An 18,035-nucleotide genomic window follows, 5' to 3' on the forward strand; every position below is an offset into this window, starting at 1 on the left:
CGCGCCAGCGATGTCGCTCCCTCCGTCCGTCATCGTTGCGCAGTAGGCCGTTCGCTGACTTCCCCCCGACTCCGCAGACCGTGACGACCAGACCCGAGCTACTTCGGATGGTGATGCTAGAACCCGCGAGGATTGCGTCGTGAAAGGACATATCCGCGATACGAGCAGGTTTCCTGCCACGCCTCCTCATCGACCGCCGAGAAGTTCCGGCCCCTGGCCTGGCAGATGCGCCGCCACCCGCTGCTGCTCGCCAGGTCTTCCGCGTCGATTGAACCGCTGTTGATCGCCCGCACGATCTCTCCATCTGACGCCGAGCTCAGCTCCACCGATCATCCCCTCTGGTCTCTTACCACTGCTTGGTCCGGTCTCCGTACACCTCGGGTTCACGAGGCCTGACCAGCAGTTCCCGAGATTCTTCTACGGATCTCTTCAGTGGGCCATAGGCACCTTGGTCGGAGGCCTCTCACCCGTTCTTCATCGGACTCCCGGACTTGTGGACCACGTACAGGTGCTCAAGCCAAGCTCCGGCGACCCCTCGTCGCGCCGGTCGCCGGCCAACTCGTTGAGGAGCTACCGGCGGTCGTAGCCCACCGCGTCATCTGGGTACCACCGACATGGGTCCGCCAGAAAAGCTTCCGCCGGGTTGGGACAGGGCAGACTTGGAGTAGCGGGGCAGCCGTACGGGCTGGCCAGGGTGCCTGATCTACGTCATCCCCGAGTGGCGATGCAGACCCTTCGGCACGCCAGTTCCCCATCGCCATGGGATCTACAGGTGGCCTCCTCGGCGGCCAACCGCGACGCGCTCAAGCGGCTCGGCAAGGCGTTCGACCGGTGACCATGGCAATGCTGTACCGGTCTCGATCACGGCAGCAGCGACCCCGATAAGGGCCGCTGACCTGCGGAGGAGTGGGGGCCAGGGACTCGAACCCTGAGCCTGTGGATTGTCGGCGAGCCGGCTCGGCCAAGTCAGGGGTGGTGATCAACAGGCTGTAGGAGTCGGCCCAGACGTCCATGCTCAGTACGACGTGGTGGCCACCGCCAACCTCGAAGGCCACGTCGAGCGACGAGTCGACGGAATCTCGTCCGCATCACCATCATCATCGTCGTCCAGCAGGCCTTCGAGGTCACCAAGCCGATCCGCCCCGGGTCCCTCCTCGTGGCCGAAGGTGTACCGCGCCCAGAACACCGGATCGTGCAACGACTCTTGCAACACTGATGGAATAGCCACCAAGAAAGCTATAGGGACCACACCAGCGGCATCCCGAACGAGGTCAGCGGCGTTTGGGCCGTTGCAGCCCCTTGTCGACCGCTGTATCGGGCACAGACCGGGCACGCAGTGGTCCGATCAGGAGGTGGGCCGGCATCAGTATCAACCAGCGGGGCTCGCCTTGGTGCGCAGCTAGTTGATGGCTATTGCGGCACCAGGACGAACCATCCCAACGCGGCGACGGCAAGGAGCAGTGCAGCCGCGAACAGGGCGGTTCCGAGCCCGTGAGGCATTGGGATAAGAAACGGTGCTTGCTGGACCAGCAGACTCGCGCCAAGCAACGCTTGGCCCCCACCGATGCGAACAGGTTGGGACCGCTGGCTGTTCGTCGGACGCGCAAAGCGAAGCCAGGCCCGGGAAAATCGACGCGACACGGCGGTGCGGACACCGAATACGAGCAGGAAGAGGCTGGCGACCACGATCACCAAGCGGCCGGCCACCAACAGGGGGTCGGTGTCACTTAGGCTCATGCGGCCATCATTGAGCCGGTGTCAAGGCCACATGCCCGTCCGACTTGCGGAGGGCTGCCGGCCGTGTCGCCACAATCCCCGGCTGGCGAGGCGCGGCGCAACAACAACTTCCGCCGCCGAGTCTTCGACCGGGCTGCGGCGTCGATCGGTCTCGCCGTCCTTAGTCCGCACGAACTACGCCACACGGCGGCCAGCCTGCGGTGGCCGAGGGCGCCAACGTAAAGGCGGTGCAGCGCATGCTCGGGCATGCTTCGGCGGCGATGACGCTGGACGTCTACGCGAACCTGTTCCAGGACGACCTGTACCAGGTGACGCACCGCCTAGACCGGGCGGCGGCTCGTGCTGCTGCGGACGGACTGACGGGGTGGTCCGGATCTTGACGCGGTTCGTTCGGGTCGCCGTCAGCATGGCTGAGCTGGGGTTTTGCGTGGTGGACCCTAGGTGGCAGAAAACGAATCTCGTTCCCGCAGTCAAAGGGTCGATTGTGTCGGTTCCGCCGGTGCGTCGGCGGGCTTTCCGACGGAGTTGAGGTGGTGCGCGGTGCGGGCGAACGATCGGATGAGTTCCGTCTCGTTGCCGGTGCGCCAGATCAGGCCCCACCGGGCCGGCGGGGCGTCACGGATTGGCACATAGGCGATGTCTGGCCGCGCGTAATAGCGGGCGGCCTGGGCGTGGACGGGCGACACGGCTTCACCCGTGGCGAGGATCGGGATCATCTCCTGGAAGTTGGACACGGACGGGCCGACGCGGATCAGGTGTCCGCTTGGGGTGCGTACGGGCACCAAGGCCTCCCGCCAGTAGTCGGGCCGGACCCCACCCATGACCGTCTGGTCCACCAGATCCTCGTAGCAGACCGACTCACGACTGGCCAGTGGATGGGCTGCACCAACTGCCAGCACGATGGGTTCGGTGTAGATGACCGGGCCGACGGTGAGGTCCGGCTCCTTGACGGGGAGCCACACGATCTGGATGTCGATCTCCCCAGCTCGCAGCCGTCCAAAGGGGTCGCCGAAGTCGACATGTCGTAGCTGCACCTCGCACTCGGGGTGATCTTGTGCGAACGCGCCGAACAACCGGCGGAAGTCGTCAAGATTGACGGCGATGGAGCCCACCCTCAGCACACCGGTCTTGCCGCCGGCGGCGAGCCTGGCCCGATCCATACCTTCGTGTAGGCCCCGGTACATGGGCTGGATGTCGTCGAAGAGCCGTTGGCCGATCGGTGTCAGTGTCACGTGCCGGTTGTTGCGCTCGAACAGGGCGGCACCGATCCGGCGTTCCTGCTTTTTGATCGCCTGGCTGACCCGGGCCTGAGTCACGTGCAGCCGCTCAGCGGTGCGGGTGAAATTCAGTTCCTCAGCCAGCGTGAGAAAGATTTCGATGTCCCGGAGCTCCACCGCCACCCCGTTCATACATAAGCGAAGTGTTATGGCACGTTACCAGACATGACCTTGTAGCCCGGGACGTCTCCGCGCACGCTGACAAGCGGCCGGAAGCAGGAACAGCATTCCGGAATCTCAAGCAAGGAGATGTCCGTGCGTAAGCTCGTGTACTTCATCGCCAGCACCCTGGACGGCTTCATCGCGGGTCCCGACGGTGCTGACCCCAGCGGCCCCGGCGGGTTCTGGCCGATCCCGGACGACTACGTACGCCACCTCGTAGCCGAGTATCCGGAGACCCTGCCGGGCCCGGCCAGGCAGGCGTTCGGCATCGCCGACGAGGGCACCCGGTTCGACACCATCCTGGAAGGGCGCCACTCCTACGAGGTGGGGCTGAAGGCCGGCGTGACCGACGCCTACCCGCACCTGCGCCACCTGGTGTTCTCGCGCACGCTGGGTACGAGTCCGGACCCCGCCGTCGAGGTCCTGTCCGAGGACCCGATCGCCACGGTGCGTGAACTGAAGCGGCACGACGGCAAGGACGTCTGGGTGGTGGGCGGCGGTGCCCTGGCCGGCGCCCTCTACCCCGAGATCGATCAGCTGATCGTCAAGCTGGCCCCGTTGACCATCGGCACCGGCATCCCGCTGTTCGGCCGCGACGCCGTTTTCGCCCCGCGCACCTGGCGCCTGACCGACCACACCGTCCTGGACAGTGGCGCGCTCTTCCTCACCTACACCCGCACCCAGGCCGGAGACGAGTCAGCATGACCAGCAGCAGCACGTCTCGACGGTGGCGACGTCTGCGGCAGCCGGAGGTGCCTGCGCTCATGGTGTGAGGCTACCGGCCGGTCCGCGCTTGCCGGTCAGCAGAACCGGGTGGGGCAAAGCCAGCCAGGGATGTTGACGTCGTCATTGTCGTCGTTGGGGCGCGGTGGGACGGGCAAACTTCCGCCGTCGGAGCCCGTCGGCTCCTGCCGCTGCTCCTTGTCGCGCACCAGTACGACGATGAGCCGCCCCGGTCGTACCGGCTGCCCTGCCGCCGGGATGCTGCCCACGACGACGGAGATGGAGTAGGCCTGCTTCAGCCCGGCCCGTGCCGCCACCTCCTCTGGCGGCTCGTTGCTGTACTTAGAGCAGGGTCGTTCGACGGCGGTAAGCGCATGCTGCGGTGCCATGCTCTTGGCATAGCGGAGCAGAACCAGTTCCTGCAGGCCGGCGAGCGGGCCGTCGTCGTCGGTTAAATCCCGCGCCGGGGTGCCCTTTGGGAGTTGGGGCATCTTCGGGTGGCCGGCGAACCAAGCGGCCTCTTCTTTCTTCAGCACCAGCAGGGAGATAGTCTGGTCCGGCGACACGCTGATGCCCGCGGGCGGGTTTGTCCCGATGACGGTCCAGTTCTTGGCAACCAGAGTCTTCCTGCAGAGGGGCGACAAGTCCGCCGGCTCCGAACGCAGGCCAACAGCGTGAACCGAGTCGCGGGCCTTGGGGAGGTCCAGCCCCACCAAGTCCGGCACGGCCGTCTGTCTAGCCGGCGCTGTTGTTCTCAGGGCGTCGGGTGTTTGCACGGCGCCGGGCATCGAGGTGGCCAGGCCGGAGGCCTTTGGCCCGATTTCCGGCGGCGCAACGGTCGCAGCGATGGGGACGGTGATAACCCACGCGAGGAACCCGAATCCTACGGCTTTCCACACCCTCGAACCCCGCGCGCGCCACCACGTCCACGTTGCGGCAGCTGCGATGACCAATAAGCAGCCGAGGAACGCTATGCCGAACTGCCGAGCAACGCCGCCGGCGACCACAAGCAGGACGCCCAGCGTGGACGCAACGAGTGGACCATGGCGTTTCAGACTCACCAGGATGGGCTCTGAAGCGACCTTGACCGGACCGAAGGTCTCCAACGGCACGCTGGCTTCGGCCCTGCGGCGGTCGGCCTCGTCCACTAGCCGGTTCGCCTCAGAGATCAGTTGGATCAGCCCGACCATGATGAAAATCGATGCCGCAATCGGCCACCAAAGGAAGATCAGCAAGATGTCCGCGACGGGCTTGCCCGTCAACCGAAACATCCCGCTCATGTGCACCACACTCCGCTCAAAAGCCGTATATCGACACTGTCAACAGCGTCCAAACAGTCGCTCCATTGCCTCAACCGCTCATAGGGATGTCTGTCCACCGCTGTTGTCGATCTGCGAGAGGTGTGAGCAGGTGCGACTCCCGTCGGGGAGATGTGTTGGTCCGCCGACGGCTGCGGTCTACAGCTTTGCGACTGCGTCCTCGAACTTCTTCGCCTGCGACGGTTTCACCTTCCCGGTCAACCGCACCAGGACCCGCTGGTCCGCCGGGCGATAGTGGTACTCAGTGCCGAGAAACTGAACGTTCTTCAGGGCGTCCTGGATAAACGTCGACCGGGCGTCGGCGTCCCCAGCCGTCGCGAACACCTCGACGACCAGGCCGCGGTCGATGCCGTACTTCTCGGAGTCCTTGTCACCTCCCGGCACGTCCGCTGAGGCACGGGAGGTGTACTGGCCAGGGCGACCAAGCTTGTCGTTGGGATCCGTGTTCTCGTCCTGCTCCGCGACATTCGACAGCGGAAGCCCAGCAGCGGCGAGGGCTCCGACCACGTCCTTGGCGCCGCTCGCCGGCTTTTCGCTGGGGCTCGCGGACGCGGCCGGCGTCGTGGCGCTCGCAACCGCCGAGGACGCAGCGGATGGCGGCTGGCTGTCGCCACAGGCCGCCAACGCGAGTGCCAGAGCAGCGGCGGTGCTGGCTACGGCGAACTGGGAACGATACACCCGGACTCCTCGCTTGACTGCTTGCGCGGAGCCGCGCAGCTTTGCCATGGTCAACAATCCGTGCCGGTCTCGCCATCGTCCGCGTGGTCGATGATCTTCGGCTAGTCGACCGGCAATCAGCCCCGGTTCGCTCCTCGCTGGTGGCTACCGCTGGCCGGTGCCCGGTGATCTCTTCCCGGTGTTTTCGCAGCTCAGAGGCGGTAAATGGTGGGCCGCCAGGGACTCGAACCCTGAACCTATGGATTAAAAGTCCACAGCTCTGCCATTGAGCTAGCGGCCCCGCGCCCTCAGGCTACCGGACCTCGCCCGGCGAGGCGTTCCGGCTTCCGGCCGCCCGTCGATGCCCCGCACGCCCCAGACGCCCACGCATGCCCCCGAGCCCCTCAACCATGGTCAACAGGGCCGCGCCGGGTGAGTCTGACAGGCATGAGAACGATCGCGCTTGCCGCCGCCACCGGAGTCACCGGACTCGTGGCGGGGCTCTTCTTCGCGTACTCCTGCTCGGTCATGCCGGGCCTGGCCGCGGTCGACGACCGCACCTTCGTCGGGACCATGCAGTCGATCAACCGGCGGATCCTCAACGGCTGGTTCCTGGCGGCCTTCCTCGGCGCGGTGCTGCTGATCGGCCTGGCGGTGGCGCTGCACCTCACTGTCGGCGGCCGGGTGCTGGCCTGGACGGTCGCGGCGCTGGTGCTCTACGGCGCGACGCTGGTGATCACCATGCGGTGCAACGTGCCGCTCAACGACCGGCTGGACGCGGCCGGGCCGGTGGACCGGATCGCCGACCTGGCGGCGGTGCGGGAGAGCTTCGAGGCGACCTGGGTGCGGTGGAACCTGGCCCGCACGGTCACGAACGTCGCCGCCTTCGCCTGCCTGGTCGCCGCGCTGGTGTCCCGGCCGGCCTAACCGGGCCGGCGACATGAAACCGCGGGAGCGGGGAACCGGAGACGGCATGAGGATGAGCAGCACCCCGGCCGTGGCGGCGTCGAGCGAGGAGGTCGGGCCGGACGGGGCACGGGAGCCGGGCGGTGAGGTGCACGCCTGGCAGCCCGGCCAGAACTCCACCGTGTGCGGGCTCCAGCTCAGCCGCACCCGGCTGCGCCGCTTCCCGCACGTGCCGTTCGACTACACCTCGACCGACGTGCTGACCGAGGCCGACCCGGTCGGCTTCGTCTGCCTGCGCTGCCTGGCCGCCACGCAGGGCCGCCGCAAGCGGGAGAAGGCCTGGGTACGCCAGTCGCCCCGCCCCTGACCGCTGCGGGGGTTGGAGTCCGGTTCAACGGGTACGGCAGCCCGTATGCGGATCGTCATCGTGGGTGCCAGCGGCAACGTGGGGACCGCGCTGCTGCGCCGGCTGGGCCAGGAGTCGGGGCTGGAACTGGTCGGCGTGGCCCGGCGGCTGCCCGGCCCGGACGCCGGTGCGCCCTACGACCAGGTGGAGTGGCACTCCTGCGACATCGGGGCGCCGGGCGCGGACGGGAAGCTCGCTGCAGTCTTCGCTGGGGCCGCGGCGGTCGTACACCTGGCCTGGCAGATCCAGCCCAGCCACGACCAGCGCACGCTCTACCGGACCAACGTCGGCGGCAGCCGCGCGGTGATCGACGGCGTCGTCCAGGCCGGCGTTCCCGCCCTGGTGTACGCCTCGTCGGTCGGCACGTACGCGCCCGGCCCGAAGGACCACCCGATCAGCGAGCGCTGGCCGGCGACGGGGGTACCCGGGTCGTCGTACAGCCGGGACAAGGCCGAGGTGGAGGCGATGCTGGACCGCCTCGAAGCCGAGCACCCGTCGCTGCGGGTGGTGCGGCTGCGCCCCGGCCTGGTCTTCCAGCACGACGCGGGCACCGAGATCTCCCGGTACTTCCTGGGGCCGCTCGCCCCGGTCCGGCTGCTGCGCTTCGGGCGCATCCCCGTCGTACCCGCGAATCGCCGGCTGCGGATGCAGGCGGTCCACGCCGACGACGTCGCCGACGCGTACGCGAGGGGGGTCCTGGGTGACGCGCGCGGTGCCTTCAACGTCGCCGCGGACCCGGTGCTGACCCCGGAGTTGGTGGCCCGGCACTTCAAGGGCTGGACGGTCCCGGTGGCCGCCCCGGTGCTGCGCGCCGCCGCCGCGCTGACCTGGCGGTTCCGACTGCAACCGGTCGACGTGGGTTGGGTGGAGCTGGCCCTGAACGCGCCGCTGATGTCGAGCGAGCGCGCCGAGACCGAACTCGGCTGGCACCCGAAGGTGGACGCCCTCACCGCGCTGAAGGACCTCTTCGCCGGCATGGCCGCCCGCGCGGGCACCACCGGCCCGCCCATGTCCACCGCACCCGACCTGCCGGGCCGCCCCGGCGGCCTGCTCAAGGCCCGCACCCCGGGCCACGGCAACCCCTACTGAGCGGGCCGGGTCAGCTCAGCCGCGAGGAGGTGACCGCGGGTGGGCGGGCACCGAGGAAGAAGATGCCGGGCAGGCCCTGGGTCTCGAAGCCGTCGCTGGGGTTGCGGCGCAGCGTCGAGGACTCGATCTTCATGGTGCCGGTGCGGTCGTTGCTGACGAAGAAGACCGCGCCGCCGCCCTCGTTGGCGTGGTTGTTCTCGATGCGGGTGCCGGCGATCCGCACGGTGAAGTCGTTGCCGTCGCAGTAGATCGCGCCACCGCTGCCGCCGCCGGGGGTGCCCGCCTTCGCCGGGTTGGCGCCGTTGCCGACCGCCTTGTTGCCGGTGAAGACGCTGTTCAGCACCGTCCAGGAGACGCCGATGCTGCTCAGCGCCGCCCCGTTGGCGCAGACCCCGCCGGTGAAGGTGCTGTTCACCACGTACACCGGCTTGTTGTCGTACTGGCTGAGCACCCGCAGCGCCGCGCCGCCCAGGTCCGGCCCGGTCCGGTCGCAGCGGTTGCCGGTGAAACGGGAGTTGACCACCTTGACCCGGCCGCCGCGTACGAAGATCGCGCCGCCCCCGCCGCCCTCGGTCCGCTCGCCGGTGGAGTTGCCGTCGGCGAAGGTCAGGTTCTGCACGGTGAGCTGCGGGTGGTCCTGGTTCTGGCAGTGCGGGGTGGTGAAGCCCTGCGCGGCGTCGCACGTGTTCATGTAGAGGATGCGCCGCTCGCCGCCGCCGGAGAGGGTGATCTTGCCGCCGCCGTCGAGCACGATCCGCGCCCCGACCTTGTTGCGGACCTTCGCGGTGGCCTTCATCCGGATCGTCACCGGGTCGGGGCCGCAGTCGAAGGTGATGATCCCGCTGGCCGCGACCGCCCGCACCACCGCGTCCGAGGTGCAGCTCGCCGGGGTGCCCGTGCCGACGGTCCTGGTCGGACGGGAGGTGTCCGCCGCTCGCGCCTCGGCCGGGACCGTGGCGCCACCGTTCGGGTTCCCCGCCTTGAGCAGCGCGCCGGCCGACGCCGACGGCTTCGGGGACGCGCTCTTGCCCGGGCCGCCGAGACCGGACCGCGCGCCCGGGGTGGCGGCCGGTGGGGCGGGAGCGGTCGCGGTGCCGGTGGCGGCGGCGGTCACTTGCTGGCGGTCGTCGGCCGCACCGCCGCACCCGGGCAGCGTGGCGGTGGCGACACCGAGGAGGAGCAGAACGGCAACGGGCTTCAAGCGCACCGCCCGATGCTAGAAGTCGTCCACCCCGGACACCAATCCGCGCGCAAGTCTTAATCCGCCCCTAACTTTGATCGATTCCCGTTTGCGGCGGGTGGGGGTGTCCCCGCCCCGGGACGGCCCGACTCGCCGCAAACCGGGGGCAGGGCAACGCGACGCGCCGACGCCGCGGCGGCCCGGCATCAGAAGTCCGCGAAGAGGTAGGGGAGGTCACGGGGGAAGAGGCGGCGCAGTTCGGCTGCCGCCTCCGGGCCGATCGAACCCAGTCCGCGCACGGCCACCTCGGCCGGGTCGAGCACCCCGTACGCGAGCGCGGAGAGCCCGGCGGCGGTGAGCGTCGCCGACGGCGCCGGGCCGCCGCCGGCGAGTTCCAGGTGGCCGGTGGCTCCGTCGAACAGGTGGGTGCCGGCCAGCCAGCGGTCGCCGACCAGCTCGACGCGTACCCGGCCCGGGCCGGCGGGGAGGCCGGCGAGCGCGTCCAGCGACAGCAGCCGGGCCATCGGGGCGGGTGAGCCCGGTCGGGAGACCCGCGCCTCGACGTGCACGGCGAGGTCGGTCAGCCAGAGCTCGGGCAGCTCGTCGGCGGGCACCTGGAGGCTGATCCGATCGACCTGGTCGACGTGCCGGGCGAGGAACTGCAACAGCAGCGCCCGGGCGTACGGATCGGTGACGAGCAGGTCGTCGCCGATCAGCTCACCGCCGTGGTCGTCGATGCGGTAGGTCAGCGCGCCCATCGTCGTACCGTCGATCCGGGCGGTGACCAGCCAGCGGTCGTCGCGGTCGCGCAGTCCGACGGCGCGGAACTCCGGGAAGATGGCGAAGCCGTGCCGCTCCCGCACGCAGCGCTCGGTGAACGCCCGATAGCCGGCGTAGCCGGCGCCGATCCGTTCCCAGGTCACCTCGCCGGGCAGCTCCGCCCGGAGCAGCGGGTCCAGGTCGGCGGGGGAGAACCGGACGGTACGCGCCCGGGGCAGCCCGACGTAGCCGAAGCGCTCGTAGAAGCCGGCCCGGAACGGGTACAGCGCGGTCAGCGGGTGCCCCTCGTCGCGCATCTCGTCGAGGAGCTGGTGCAGCAGCGCCCGGACGTGACCCCGCCGGCGGGCCAGCGGGTGGGTGGCCACCCCGGCCACGCCGGCCATCGGCAGCACCCGGCCGCGCAGGTTCTGCCGCATCGGGATGGCGCTCGCCGCCGCCTGCGTCTCCCCGCCCTCGTCGACGACGAGGGTCCGGTTGCCCTTGTTGTACGGCAGGTACCGGTGGAACGCCTCCACCCGTTCGGTGCTGAGCGGGGACGCCTCGAAGGCGTACGCCTGGAGCGGGAAGCTGGTGGTCAGGCGTTCCTCGGCGGCCAGGCGACGGATGAGCATCCGTCCATCCCAACCCGCCCGGCGGTCCCCCGCAACCCGATTGGTCCGCTTCAGCCCTCCGTCAGGTCGGAGACCACCACGGTGACGTTGTCCGGCGCGCCGGCCTGATGGGCGAGCTTGACCAGCTGCTCGCCGCAGAGCTGGCGGTCGCCGTAGGTGGTCAGCGCGGCGTGGATCGCCGCGTCCTCCACGTAGTCGGAGAGTCCGTCGCTGCACAGCAACAGCCTGTCACCGACGAACATGGTCAGCACCCCGATCGCCGGTGCGGCGTCCGCGCCCTGCACCGCGCGGGTCACCAGGGAGCGCTGCGGGTGGTGCCGGGCCTGGTCGGGGGAGAGCGCACCCTGGTCGACCAACGCCTGCACGAAGGTGTCGTCCCGGGTGAGCTGGGTCAGCTCGCCGTCGCGCAGCAGGTAGCAGCGCGAGTCGCCGACCTGGGCGAGGACCAGGGTGTCCCCGGCGAGCAGGGCGGCGGTCAGCGTCGTACCCATGCCGTCGCGGGCCGGGTCGGCGGAGATGGCGGCGCGGATGCGCTGGTTGGCGGTGGCGACGACGGCGCGCAGCGCCTCGGCGGCCTCGTCGGCGACGGTCGGCGGGATCAGCTCGTCCAGGATCCGGATGACGATCTCGCTCGCCACCTCGCCGGCGGGGAGCCCACCCATGCCGTCCGCGACCGCCACCAGGCGATCACCGGCGAGGGCGGAGTCCTCGTTGTTGGTGCGGACCAGGCCGACGTCGTTGAGGATGGCCGAGCGGAGGATGAGCGTCATGCGACAAGCTTGCCAAGAACACCCTTGATCCGTCTCTACGCACTAGTGCGTAGGCTGACAGAAATGATGCCGGTGTCCATGGTCGGACGCGCCGGCGAGCGTGCCGAGCTCGACCGGGCGTGGTCCACCGTGGTCGACGCCGGCCGTCCGTCGCCCGCCGTCACGGTGATCACCGGGGCGGCCGGGGTGGGCAAGAGTCTGCTGGTCGCGGCCGCGGTGGAGGGCTTCTCGCCCCGCCCGGCGGTGGTCCTGTCCGGCGCCGCCCGGCTGCACGACCCGGCCCCGTACGACTGGTTGGCGGCGGTGCTCAGCGGCCGCGACACCAGCGGGCTCGATCTGCCGCCCGACGCGCTGGCCTGGCTCGCCCAGCAGCCCACCGCCCGCGAGCGTTACGCCCCGGGCACCCTGCTGCGGCTGGCGGTGCGGACCGTCCGGCGGCTGGTTGGCGCCGGCCCGGCCGTGTTGGTGGTGGAGGACCTGCACGCCCTCGACCCGGCCAGCCTCAACCTGGTCGGCGAGCTGGCCACCGCCGGGGACCTGCCGGCCCTGCTGGTGGTGGCGAGCCGGCCGCCGGCCGACGCGGTCGCGCCGGACCTCGCCGTCCGCGTCCTGTCCCGGCTCTGCGGGGTACGCGGGGCGGTGCGCCAGCATCTCGGCCCGCTTGGCGTCGCGGAGGTGGCCGAGGTGCTGACCCAGGTGTACGGCGGCACCCGCCCCGCCGGCCGGATCACCAGCGCCGTCTGGCAGCGCACCGGCGGCAACCCGTACGCGCTCACCGAGCTGCTCGCCGCGCACGCCGGCCAGGAACCGGAGGCGCTGATCCACCGGCCGCTGCCGGAGCACCTGCGGCTGCCGGCGCCCCGCCCGGCCGCCCCGCCCGACGCCGAGCTGACCGGCCGGGAGGTGGAGGTGCTCGGTTGCCTGGTCGCCGGGATGTCCAACAAGCAGGCCGCCCGCGCGCTCGGCATCTCGGTCCGCACGGTCACCGTGCACGTGTCGAACCTGCTCCGCAAGACGGGCTCGGCCTCGCGCACGGAGGCGGCGCTGTGGGCGGTGCGGCACCGCGTCCCGTCCCGCCCGCTGGGCTGAGCGGTCCCTGGCTAGGGTGGCCGCGGGACGAACGCGGAGACCGGGGGTGCGGTGATGGCGGGACGGCTGCAACCGGTGCTGGCCGGTGTGGTGACCGCCCTGGTCGGCTTCGCCAGCTCGTTCACGGTGGTGCTGGCCGGGCTGCGGGCGGTCGGCGCCGACGAGGCCCAGGCCGCCTCCGGGCTGCTCGCGGTCAGCGTCGCGTCCGGGCTCTGCGCGCTCTGGCTGGGACTGCGGCACCGGATGCCGATCGCGATCGCCTGGTCGACCCCGGGCGCGGCGCTGCTGGTCGCCACCGGCCCGGTCCCCGGCGGCTGGCCCGCCGCGGTCGGCGCGTTCCTGCTCTGCGGGGTGCTGATCGTGGCCGCCGGTCTCTTTCCCGTGCTGGGTCGGGCGGTCGCCGCGATTCCCGGCCCGGTGGGGGCGGCGATGCTGGCCGGGGTGCTGCTGCCGCTCTGCACCGCGCCGGTCCGGGCGCTGGTGCAGGTGCCCCGGCTGGCCGTACCGGTGATCGTCACCTGGCTGGTGCTGCACCGGTTCGCCCGGCGCTGGGCGGTGCCGGCGGCGCTGGTGGTGGCCGGGGTGGCGATCGCGCTCACCTCGCCCGCGGGTGGCGTCGGCGGGTTCCGGCCGGTGGTCGAGCTGACCGCGCCGGTGTTCACCGTGCCCGCGCTGGTCGGGTTGGCGCTGCCGCTCTTCCTGGTCACCATGGCCGCCCAGAACGTCCCCGGTACGGCGGTGCTGCGCGGCTACGGCTACCGGCCGCCGCTGAACGCGGCGCTGCGGGTGACCGGGCTGGCCAGCGCGTTGGGCGCGCCGTTCGGCGGGCACGCGGTGAACCTCGCGGCGATCAGCGCCGCCCTGGCGGCCGGCCCGGACGCCCACCCCGACCCGGAGCGGCGCTGGATCGCCTCGGTCACCGCCGGCCTGGGGCTGGCTCTGCTCGGGCTGGGCGCGGGCGTGGCGACCGCGCTGGTGCTGCTCTCCCCGCCGGTGCTGATCGAGGCGGTGGCCGGGCTGGCGCTGCTCGGCGCGCTGGCCACGGCGGTCGCCGCGGCGGTCGCCGAGCCGGAGAGCCGGGAGGCGGCCGTGGTGACCTTCGTGGTCACCGCCTCCGGGGTGAGCCTGCTCGGGGTGGCCGGCGCCTTCTGGGGCCTGCTCGCCGGCTGGCTGATGCTGGTGCTCTTCCGCCGACGCGCCGCGTCGCCCTCCCCCGCCCCGGCCACGGTGCCGGCACCCTCCCGCGCGGCGGAGACCGGGTCGGGCGACACCGGGCCGACCGGTAGTGGGTCGGATGCGGGCGCGCCGGCCGAGGCCGGCGAGGTCACGAGGCGCTGACCGTCACGTCCACGCCGGGCGGGGCTGCCTCGGGCATCGAGTGCCTACCGAACTGGCTGTGGAGCTGATGACGTAGACGACTCACCGGGTGTCGGGCGCCGGAGAGGTGAGTCGTTCACGTCATCAGCTCCATAGCGCGTCGACCACACCTGTGGTGGTTGCGACAAGCCCGAGAAAACCAGGTGTCACGTTTCCGCGTCGCCGTGGGCGGGCGGTCACTCCTCCGGGGGGAGGTCGGCGACGCCGACGCCGAGGCGTACCTGGCCGTCGGTGACGGCGGCGATCTGGTCGGCCAGCACGTAGACCGCGCCGGTGCGGGCCAGCTCGGTGGAGACCTTGAGGTAGCCGGTGCGCAGCAGTCGGGCGGCGAGGTCGGCGGGGACGTCCGGCTCCTCGACCGCGGCCGACTCGATCAGCTCGTTGAGGCTGCCGCCCGGGTCGGCGGTCGGCGCCTGCACGGTCACCGCGTTCGGGTCGCCCCGCTGCACGAGGTCGACGGTGCCGACCTCGACGCCGAGGGTGTCGATGACCCGCATGCCGGTGGTGACCCGGGAGATGGTCGCTTGGTGCTCGGTGCCCTGCTGCTCCATTCCCGGGCGGTTCCCGGCCCCGCGCGCCGCTAAACGCCGGGCTGGCTCTCCCCGGCGCTACCCGCCGCTACCCGGCGCTCGGCGGGGCCCAGGCGCTCGGCGGGCGCGGGGAGAGCTCCCGCCAGTTGTCGGTCCCCTCCAGCAGGGCGCGGACGGTCTCCTCGGCCTCGTCGGCGCTGCCGTACTCGTAGAACTGGGAGACGCCTTCGGCACCGCCGGCCCGCTGCTCGACATGCCAGCGGTCCCCGTCCACCCGGAGGAAGACGTCCCGCCGCGCCAGCCGCCCCCATTTGCCGTTCCACCAGTGCTTGCGCTGTTCCATGGCGGGACTCTATCGAACATGTGTACGACACGGGACGGCCCCTGTGGGATTCCCACAGGGGCCGATGTGCATGCTGTCCCGTCAGCGCGGCGCCGGCGGCTCCGTACGCCGACCGAGGACGTCGTCCAGCGCGCCCCGCTGCTGCCCGGGGGTGGTGTGCCCGGCGGCGACGAGGGCGTCGCGGATCTCGGTGAGCAGCTTGACCTCCTCGCTGGGCGCCTTCGGCGGCGGCTCCTCGCCGCGCCGGCGCCGCTCGGCGAGCCGGTTCATCGGGAAGACGACCAGGAAGTAGAGCGCCGCCGCGGTGAGCAGGAAGGTGATCAGGGCGTTGACGAAGGCCACCCAGTCGAAGGGGATCTCCCGGAAGGTCGGGGTGGAACCGGTGAGGCCGTTCTTGCTGCCGGTGATCAGCGCGATGAAGACGCGGACCAGTGGTTCGAGGAACGACTTGGTCAGTTGCGTGACCACGCCCGTGAACGCGGCACCGATGACGACACCGACCGCGAGGTCGACGACGTTGCCGCGCATGATGAAGTCTTTGAAGCCCTTGAGCATCCGTACTCCCGTGCTGTCCGATTCTGCGTCCGGGACAACCTATGCCCCGGAAGGCGGCTCCAGAAAAGCACCGGCCTCGATCGCCGCGCGCTCCGGATCGCCGTCCCGGATCGCGGCGACGAGTCGACCGTGGTCGACGTACCGCTCGGGCTCCAGCGCGTCTCCCATGGCCTGCGCGACGGTGCTGCGCATGGCCGCGCCGACCGAGGCGTAGAGCTCGGCGAGCATGCCGTTGTGCGCGGCGGCCACCACCGCGGTGTGCAGCGCCGCGTCGGCCTCCACGAACTCCGCCACCCGGCCCGAGCGCCAGGCGGCCTCCCGGGTGGCGAGCGCGTCGTCGAGCGCCGCCAGGTCCGCAGGGGTACGCCGCAGCGCGGCCAGCCGGGCGGCCTCCACCTCGAAGGCGCGCCGGACCTCGACCACCTCGGCCATCCGGTCGTCGGTGAGCCGGCGGGCCACCACCGGGGCCAGTTCGTCGGTGGAGACCACGTACGTCCCGGAACCCTGCCGGCACTCCAGCACCCCGGCGTGCACCAGCGCGCGGACCGCCTCGCGGACCGTGTTGCGCCCCACCCCGAGCGCCGCGACCAGCTGCGGCTCGGTCGGGATCCGCCCGCCGACCGGCCACTCGCCGCCGAGGATCCGCTCCCTGAGCTGGGCGATCGTCTGGCGCACCCGGTGCCCGCGTGGGGGCACGGCGACGGAATCGACGACGGGTGTCACCGGTTACACCTCCTGCCGAAATTCATCCCATGATTGTAGGTTCGAGGTCATGACCCCGCCACCCACCACCGCCGAGGCCCCCGCCGTCGACCGGTCCGCCGCCCACCCGGCCGCGCCCACCGCCGACGTGACGCCCGCCCCGGCCGCCGTCGCGCCCCCGGCCGGCGGGCCGTCGGCGGTCCGTGGCGGCGCGCTGGTGCTGGTCGGCATGCTGCTGGTCGCGCTGAACCTGCGCGCCGCGGTGACCAGCCTCGGTGCCCTGCTCGACGAGGTACGCACCGGACTGGCGCTCTCCGGCACGATGGCCGGTTTCGTCACCACCCTGCCGACGATCGCCTTCGCCGGTCTCGGCGCGCTCACCCCGTGGCTGGTCCGCCGTCACCCGCCGGCCCGGTTGCTCGTGGTGGCGATGCTCGCCCTCACCGTGGGGCAGCTGCTCCGGGTGGCCACCGACTCCGCGCTGGTCTTCGTGCTCACCAGCGCGCTCGCGCTGGCCGGCATCGCGGTGGCGAACATCCTGCTGCCGATGCTGGTCAAGCAGCACTTCCCGCACCGCACCGGGCTGGTCACCGGGGCGTACACGATGGCCCTGACGGTGGGTACGACGGTGGCCGCCGCCTCCGCGGTGCCGGTCGCGCACGCCTTCGGCTCCTGGCGGGCCGGGCTCGGCGTCTGGGCCGGGCTGGCCGCGGTGGCCGTACTCCCGTGGGTGCCGCTGGCGCTGCGGGCCCGCGCCGCCCGACGGGCCGCGACCACGACGGCGGCCCCCGTCGCGCGGGTGCGGATCCGGCCGGAACGCACCCGGCTCGGCTGGGCGATGGCGGTCTACTTCGGCGCCCAGTCGCTCAGCGGGTACGCGATCATGGGCTGGCTGGCGCAGCTCTTCCGGGACGCCGGCTACCGTGCCGAGACCGCCGGGCTGCTGCTCGCCGGGGTGACCGCGCTCGGCGTGCCGGTCGCGCTGACGATGCCGACGCTGGCCGGCCGGCTGCGCACGCTACGGCCGCTGGTGCTGGCGTTGACCGCGGCGTCCGCCGCGGCGTACGTCGGTCTCGCCCTCGCGCCGGGCGGCCTCGCGCCGCTCTGGGTGCTGCTGCTCGCCCTGGGGCAGGGCGCGTTCCCGATGATCCTGACGACCATCGGCCTGCGCGCCCGCACCGCCGAGGGCACGGTGGCGCTGTCCGCCTTCGCGCAGAGCACCGGGTACGTGATCGCGGCCCTCGGGCCGCTGCTGGTCGGCGTCCTCTACGAGGCGACCGGGGGCTGGACCGCCCCGCTGGGGTTCCTGATCGCCGCGCTGGCCGTGCAGACGACCGCGGGCATGGTGATCGCTCGTCCCCGCTTCATCGAGGACGAGCGCTGAGGAGAACCGGTCAGGAGGAGGCAGGCGTCGGGTCGCCCGCGACGGCCTGCTCGACCGTCGGGTACGTGTGCAGCACCTCGACCAGACCGCTGACCTCGAGGATGCGCAGCACGCCGCGCTGCGGGGCGGCCAGCCGGACCACGCCACCGGCCTCGTCGGAGCTGTTCTTCGCGCGCACGAAGACCGACAGCCCGGTCGAGTCGCAGAACGACACGTCGGCCAGGTCGAAGACGAGACGGCTGCGGCCCTTGTCGAGCAGATCGGTGATCTGGTCCTGGAGCTGCGGTGCGGTCGCCATGTCGAGCTCGCCCGCGACCGAGACGACGACCACGTCGCCGCGCTGTTCCGTGTGCACCGTCAAGGACATTCGGACCTCCTGTTATCGGTGGAACGGTATCCCACGAACGGCGGAACACGCAGAACGGGAGCGGCATCCGG

General features: G+C 71.3%; 21 protein-coding genes and 1 tRNA gene. 8 read left to right on the top strand and 14 right to left on the bottom strand.

Annotation, left to right across the window (positions count from 1 at the left end):
• Positions 1-116: 116 nt before the first annotated feature.
• On the bottom strand, positions 117-326 hold the full coding sequence (locus V6U88_RS10590; RefSeq protein ID WP_334452006.1) for a hypothetical protein: 210 nt from the start codon (positions 324-326) through the stop codon (positions 117-119).
• Between the two features lie 1,084 nt (positions 327-1,410).
• Complete coding sequence (locus tag V6U88_RS10595; RefSeq protein ID WP_334452007.1) at positions 1,411-1,737, bottom strand: hypothetical protein; 327 nt, start codon at positions 1,735-1,737, stop codon at positions 1,411-1,413.
• Positions 1,738-1,964: 227 nt separating this feature from the next.
• Between V6U88_RS10595 and V6U88_RS10600 the strand changes: the two genes are divergently transcribed.
• On the top strand, positions 1,965-2,117 hold the full coding sequence (locus tag V6U88_RS10600) for a hypothetical protein (protein ID WP_334452008.1): 153 nt from the start codon (positions 1,965-1,967) through the stop codon (positions 2,115-2,117).
• A 90-nt stretch (positions 2,118-2,207) separates the two neighbouring features.
• Here the strand turns inward: V6U88_RS10600 and V6U88_RS10605 are convergent, their stop codons facing one another.
• Positions 2,208-3,131, bottom strand: coding sequence for a LysR family transcriptional regulator (locus V6U88_RS10605; RefSeq protein WP_334452009.1), 924 nt, complete (start codon positions 3,129-3,131; stop codon positions 2,208-2,210).
• A 132-nt stretch (positions 3,132-3,263) separates the two neighbouring features.
• Between V6U88_RS10605 and V6U88_RS10610 the strand changes: the two genes are divergently transcribed.
• Positions 3,264-3,881, top strand: a complete 618-nt coding sequence (locus V6U88_RS10610) for a dihydrofolate reductase family protein (RefSeq protein ID WP_334452010.1) — start codon at positions 3,264-3,266, stop codon at positions 3,879-3,881.
• Positions 3,882-3,976: 95 nt separating this feature from the next.
• On the opposite strand, the gene V6U88_RS10615 is transcribed toward V6U88_RS10610, so the two are convergent.
• From V6U88_RS10615 to V6U88_RS10625, 3 genes are all read right to left on the bottom strand, one after another.
• Positions 3,977-5,179, bottom strand: coding sequence for a PASTA domain-containing protein (locus V6U88_RS10615; protein WP_334452011.1), 1,203 nt, complete (start codon positions 5,177-5,179; stop codon positions 3,977-3,979).
• Positions 5,180-5,356: 177 nt separating this feature from the next.
• Complete coding sequence (locus V6U88_RS10620) at positions 5,357-5,896, bottom strand: hypothetical protein (RefSeq protein ID WP_334452013.1); 540 nt, start codon at positions 5,894-5,896, stop codon at positions 5,357-5,359.
• A gap of 205 nt (positions 5,897-6,101) precedes the next feature.
• Positions 6,102-6,176 (bottom strand) — tRNA-Lys (locus V6U88_RS10625).
• A 146-nt stretch (positions 6,177-6,322) separates the two neighbouring features.
• On the opposite strand from V6U88_RS10625, the gene V6U88_RS10630 reads away from it, so the two are divergent.
• The 3 genes from V6U88_RS10630 to V6U88_RS10640 are packed head-to-tail and all read left to right on the top strand — an operon-like array spanning position 6,323 to position 8,276.
• Positions 6,323-6,802, top strand: a complete 480-nt coding sequence (locus V6U88_RS10630; protein ID WP_334452014.1) for an anthrone oxygenase family protein — start codon at positions 6,323-6,325, stop codon at positions 6,800-6,802.
• Between the two features lie 46 nt (positions 6,803-6,848).
• On the top strand, positions 6,849-7,148 hold the full coding sequence (locus V6U88_RS10635) for a hypothetical protein (protein ID WP_334452016.1): 300 nt from the start codon (positions 6,849-6,851) through the stop codon (positions 7,146-7,148).
• A gap of 45 nt (positions 7,149-7,193) precedes the next feature.
• Entirely contained in the window at positions 7,194-8,276 is a 1,083-nt protein-coding gene (locus V6U88_RS10640; RefSeq protein WP_334452017.1) for an NAD-dependent epimerase/dehydratase family protein, read from the top strand.
• Positions 8,277-8,286: 10 nt separating this feature from the next.
• Here the strand turns inward: V6U88_RS10640 and V6U88_RS10645 are convergent, their stop codons facing one another.
• The 3 genes from V6U88_RS10645 to V6U88_RS10655 form a co-directional block, all read right to left on the bottom strand.
• Positions 8,287-9,483 carry a hypothetical protein gene (locus tag V6U88_RS10645; protein WP_334452018.1) on the bottom strand — a complete coding sequence of 399 codons (1,197 nt, stop codon included), beginning with the start codon at positions 9,481-9,483 and terminating at the stop codon, positions 8,287-8,289.
• Positions 9,484-9,662: 179 nt separating this feature from the next.
• Entirely contained in the window at positions 9,663-10,847 is a 1,185-nt protein-coding gene (locus tag V6U88_RS10650) for a GNAT family N-acetyltransferase (RefSeq protein ID WP_334452019.1), read from the bottom strand.
• 50 nt (positions 10,848-10,897) lie between these two features.
• Positions 10,898-11,617: a PP2C family protein-serine/threonine phosphatase gene (locus V6U88_RS10655; RefSeq protein WP_334452020.1), complete on the bottom strand. Its 720-nt coding sequence runs from the start codon at positions 11,615-11,617 to the stop codon at positions 10,898-10,900.
• Between the two features lie 63 nt (positions 11,618-11,680).
• On the opposite strand from V6U88_RS10655, the gene V6U88_RS10660 reads away from it, so the two are divergent.
• Positions 11,681-12,706, top strand: a complete 1,026-nt coding sequence (locus V6U88_RS10660) for a response regulator transcription factor (protein ID WP_334452022.1) — start codon at positions 11,681-11,683, stop codon at positions 12,704-12,706.
• A 54-nt stretch (positions 12,707-12,760) separates the two neighbouring features.
• Positions 12,761-14,044: a benzoate/H(+) symporter BenE family transporter gene (locus V6U88_RS10665; protein ID WP_334452025.1), complete on the top strand. Its 1,284-nt coding sequence runs from the start codon at positions 12,761-12,763 to the stop codon at positions 14,042-14,044.
• 215 nt (positions 14,045-14,259) lie between these two features.
• Here the strand turns inward: V6U88_RS10665 and V6U88_RS10670 are convergent, their stop codons facing one another.
• From V6U88_RS10670 to V6U88_RS10685, 4 genes are all read right to left on the bottom strand, one after another.
• Positions 14,260-14,634, bottom strand: a complete 375-nt coding sequence (locus V6U88_RS10670; RefSeq protein ID WP_334452026.1) for a hypothetical protein — start codon at positions 14,632-14,634, stop codon at positions 14,260-14,262.
• Between the two features lie 67 nt (positions 14,635-14,701).
• Positions 14,702-14,956, bottom strand: coding sequence for a hypothetical protein (locus V6U88_RS10675; RefSeq protein ID WP_334452027.1), 255 nt, complete (start codon positions 14,954-14,956; stop codon positions 14,702-14,704).
• Positions 14,957-15,037: 81 nt separating this feature from the next.
• The gene (gene mscL / locus V6U88_RS10680; protein ID WP_334452028.1) at positions 15,038-15,511 is read right to left on the bottom strand and encodes a large conductance mechanosensitive channel protein MscL; all 474 of its coding nucleotides are present in this window, start codon (positions 15,509-15,511) and stop codon (positions 15,038-15,040) included.
• Positions 15,512-15,550: 39 nt separating this feature from the next.
• Positions 15,551-16,234: a FadR/GntR family transcriptional regulator gene (locus V6U88_RS10685; RefSeq protein WP_334452029.1), complete on the bottom strand. Its 684-nt coding sequence runs from the start codon at positions 16,232-16,234 to the stop codon at positions 15,551-15,553.
• A gap of 49 nt (positions 16,235-16,283) precedes the next feature.
• Between V6U88_RS10685 and V6U88_RS10690 the strand changes: the two genes are divergently transcribed.
• Entirely contained in the window at positions 16,284-17,597 is a 1,314-nt protein-coding gene (locus V6U88_RS10690) for an MFS transporter (protein WP_334452030.1), read from the top strand.
• Between the two features lie 10 nt (positions 17,598-17,607).
• On the opposite strand, the gene V6U88_RS10695 is transcribed toward V6U88_RS10690, so the two are convergent.
• Complete coding sequence (locus tag V6U88_RS10695; protein ID WP_334452031.1) at positions 17,608-17,964, bottom strand: STAS domain-containing protein; 357 nt, start codon at positions 17,962-17,964, stop codon at positions 17,608-17,610.
• Positions 17,965-18,035 lie beyond the last annotated feature (71 nt).

Origin of the sequence: Micromonospora sp. CPCC 205739 (genome assembly GCF_036906795.1) — a bacterium.
Classification (GTDB): Bacteria; Actinomycetota; Actinomycetes; order Mycobacteriales; family Micromonosporaceae; genus Micromonospora.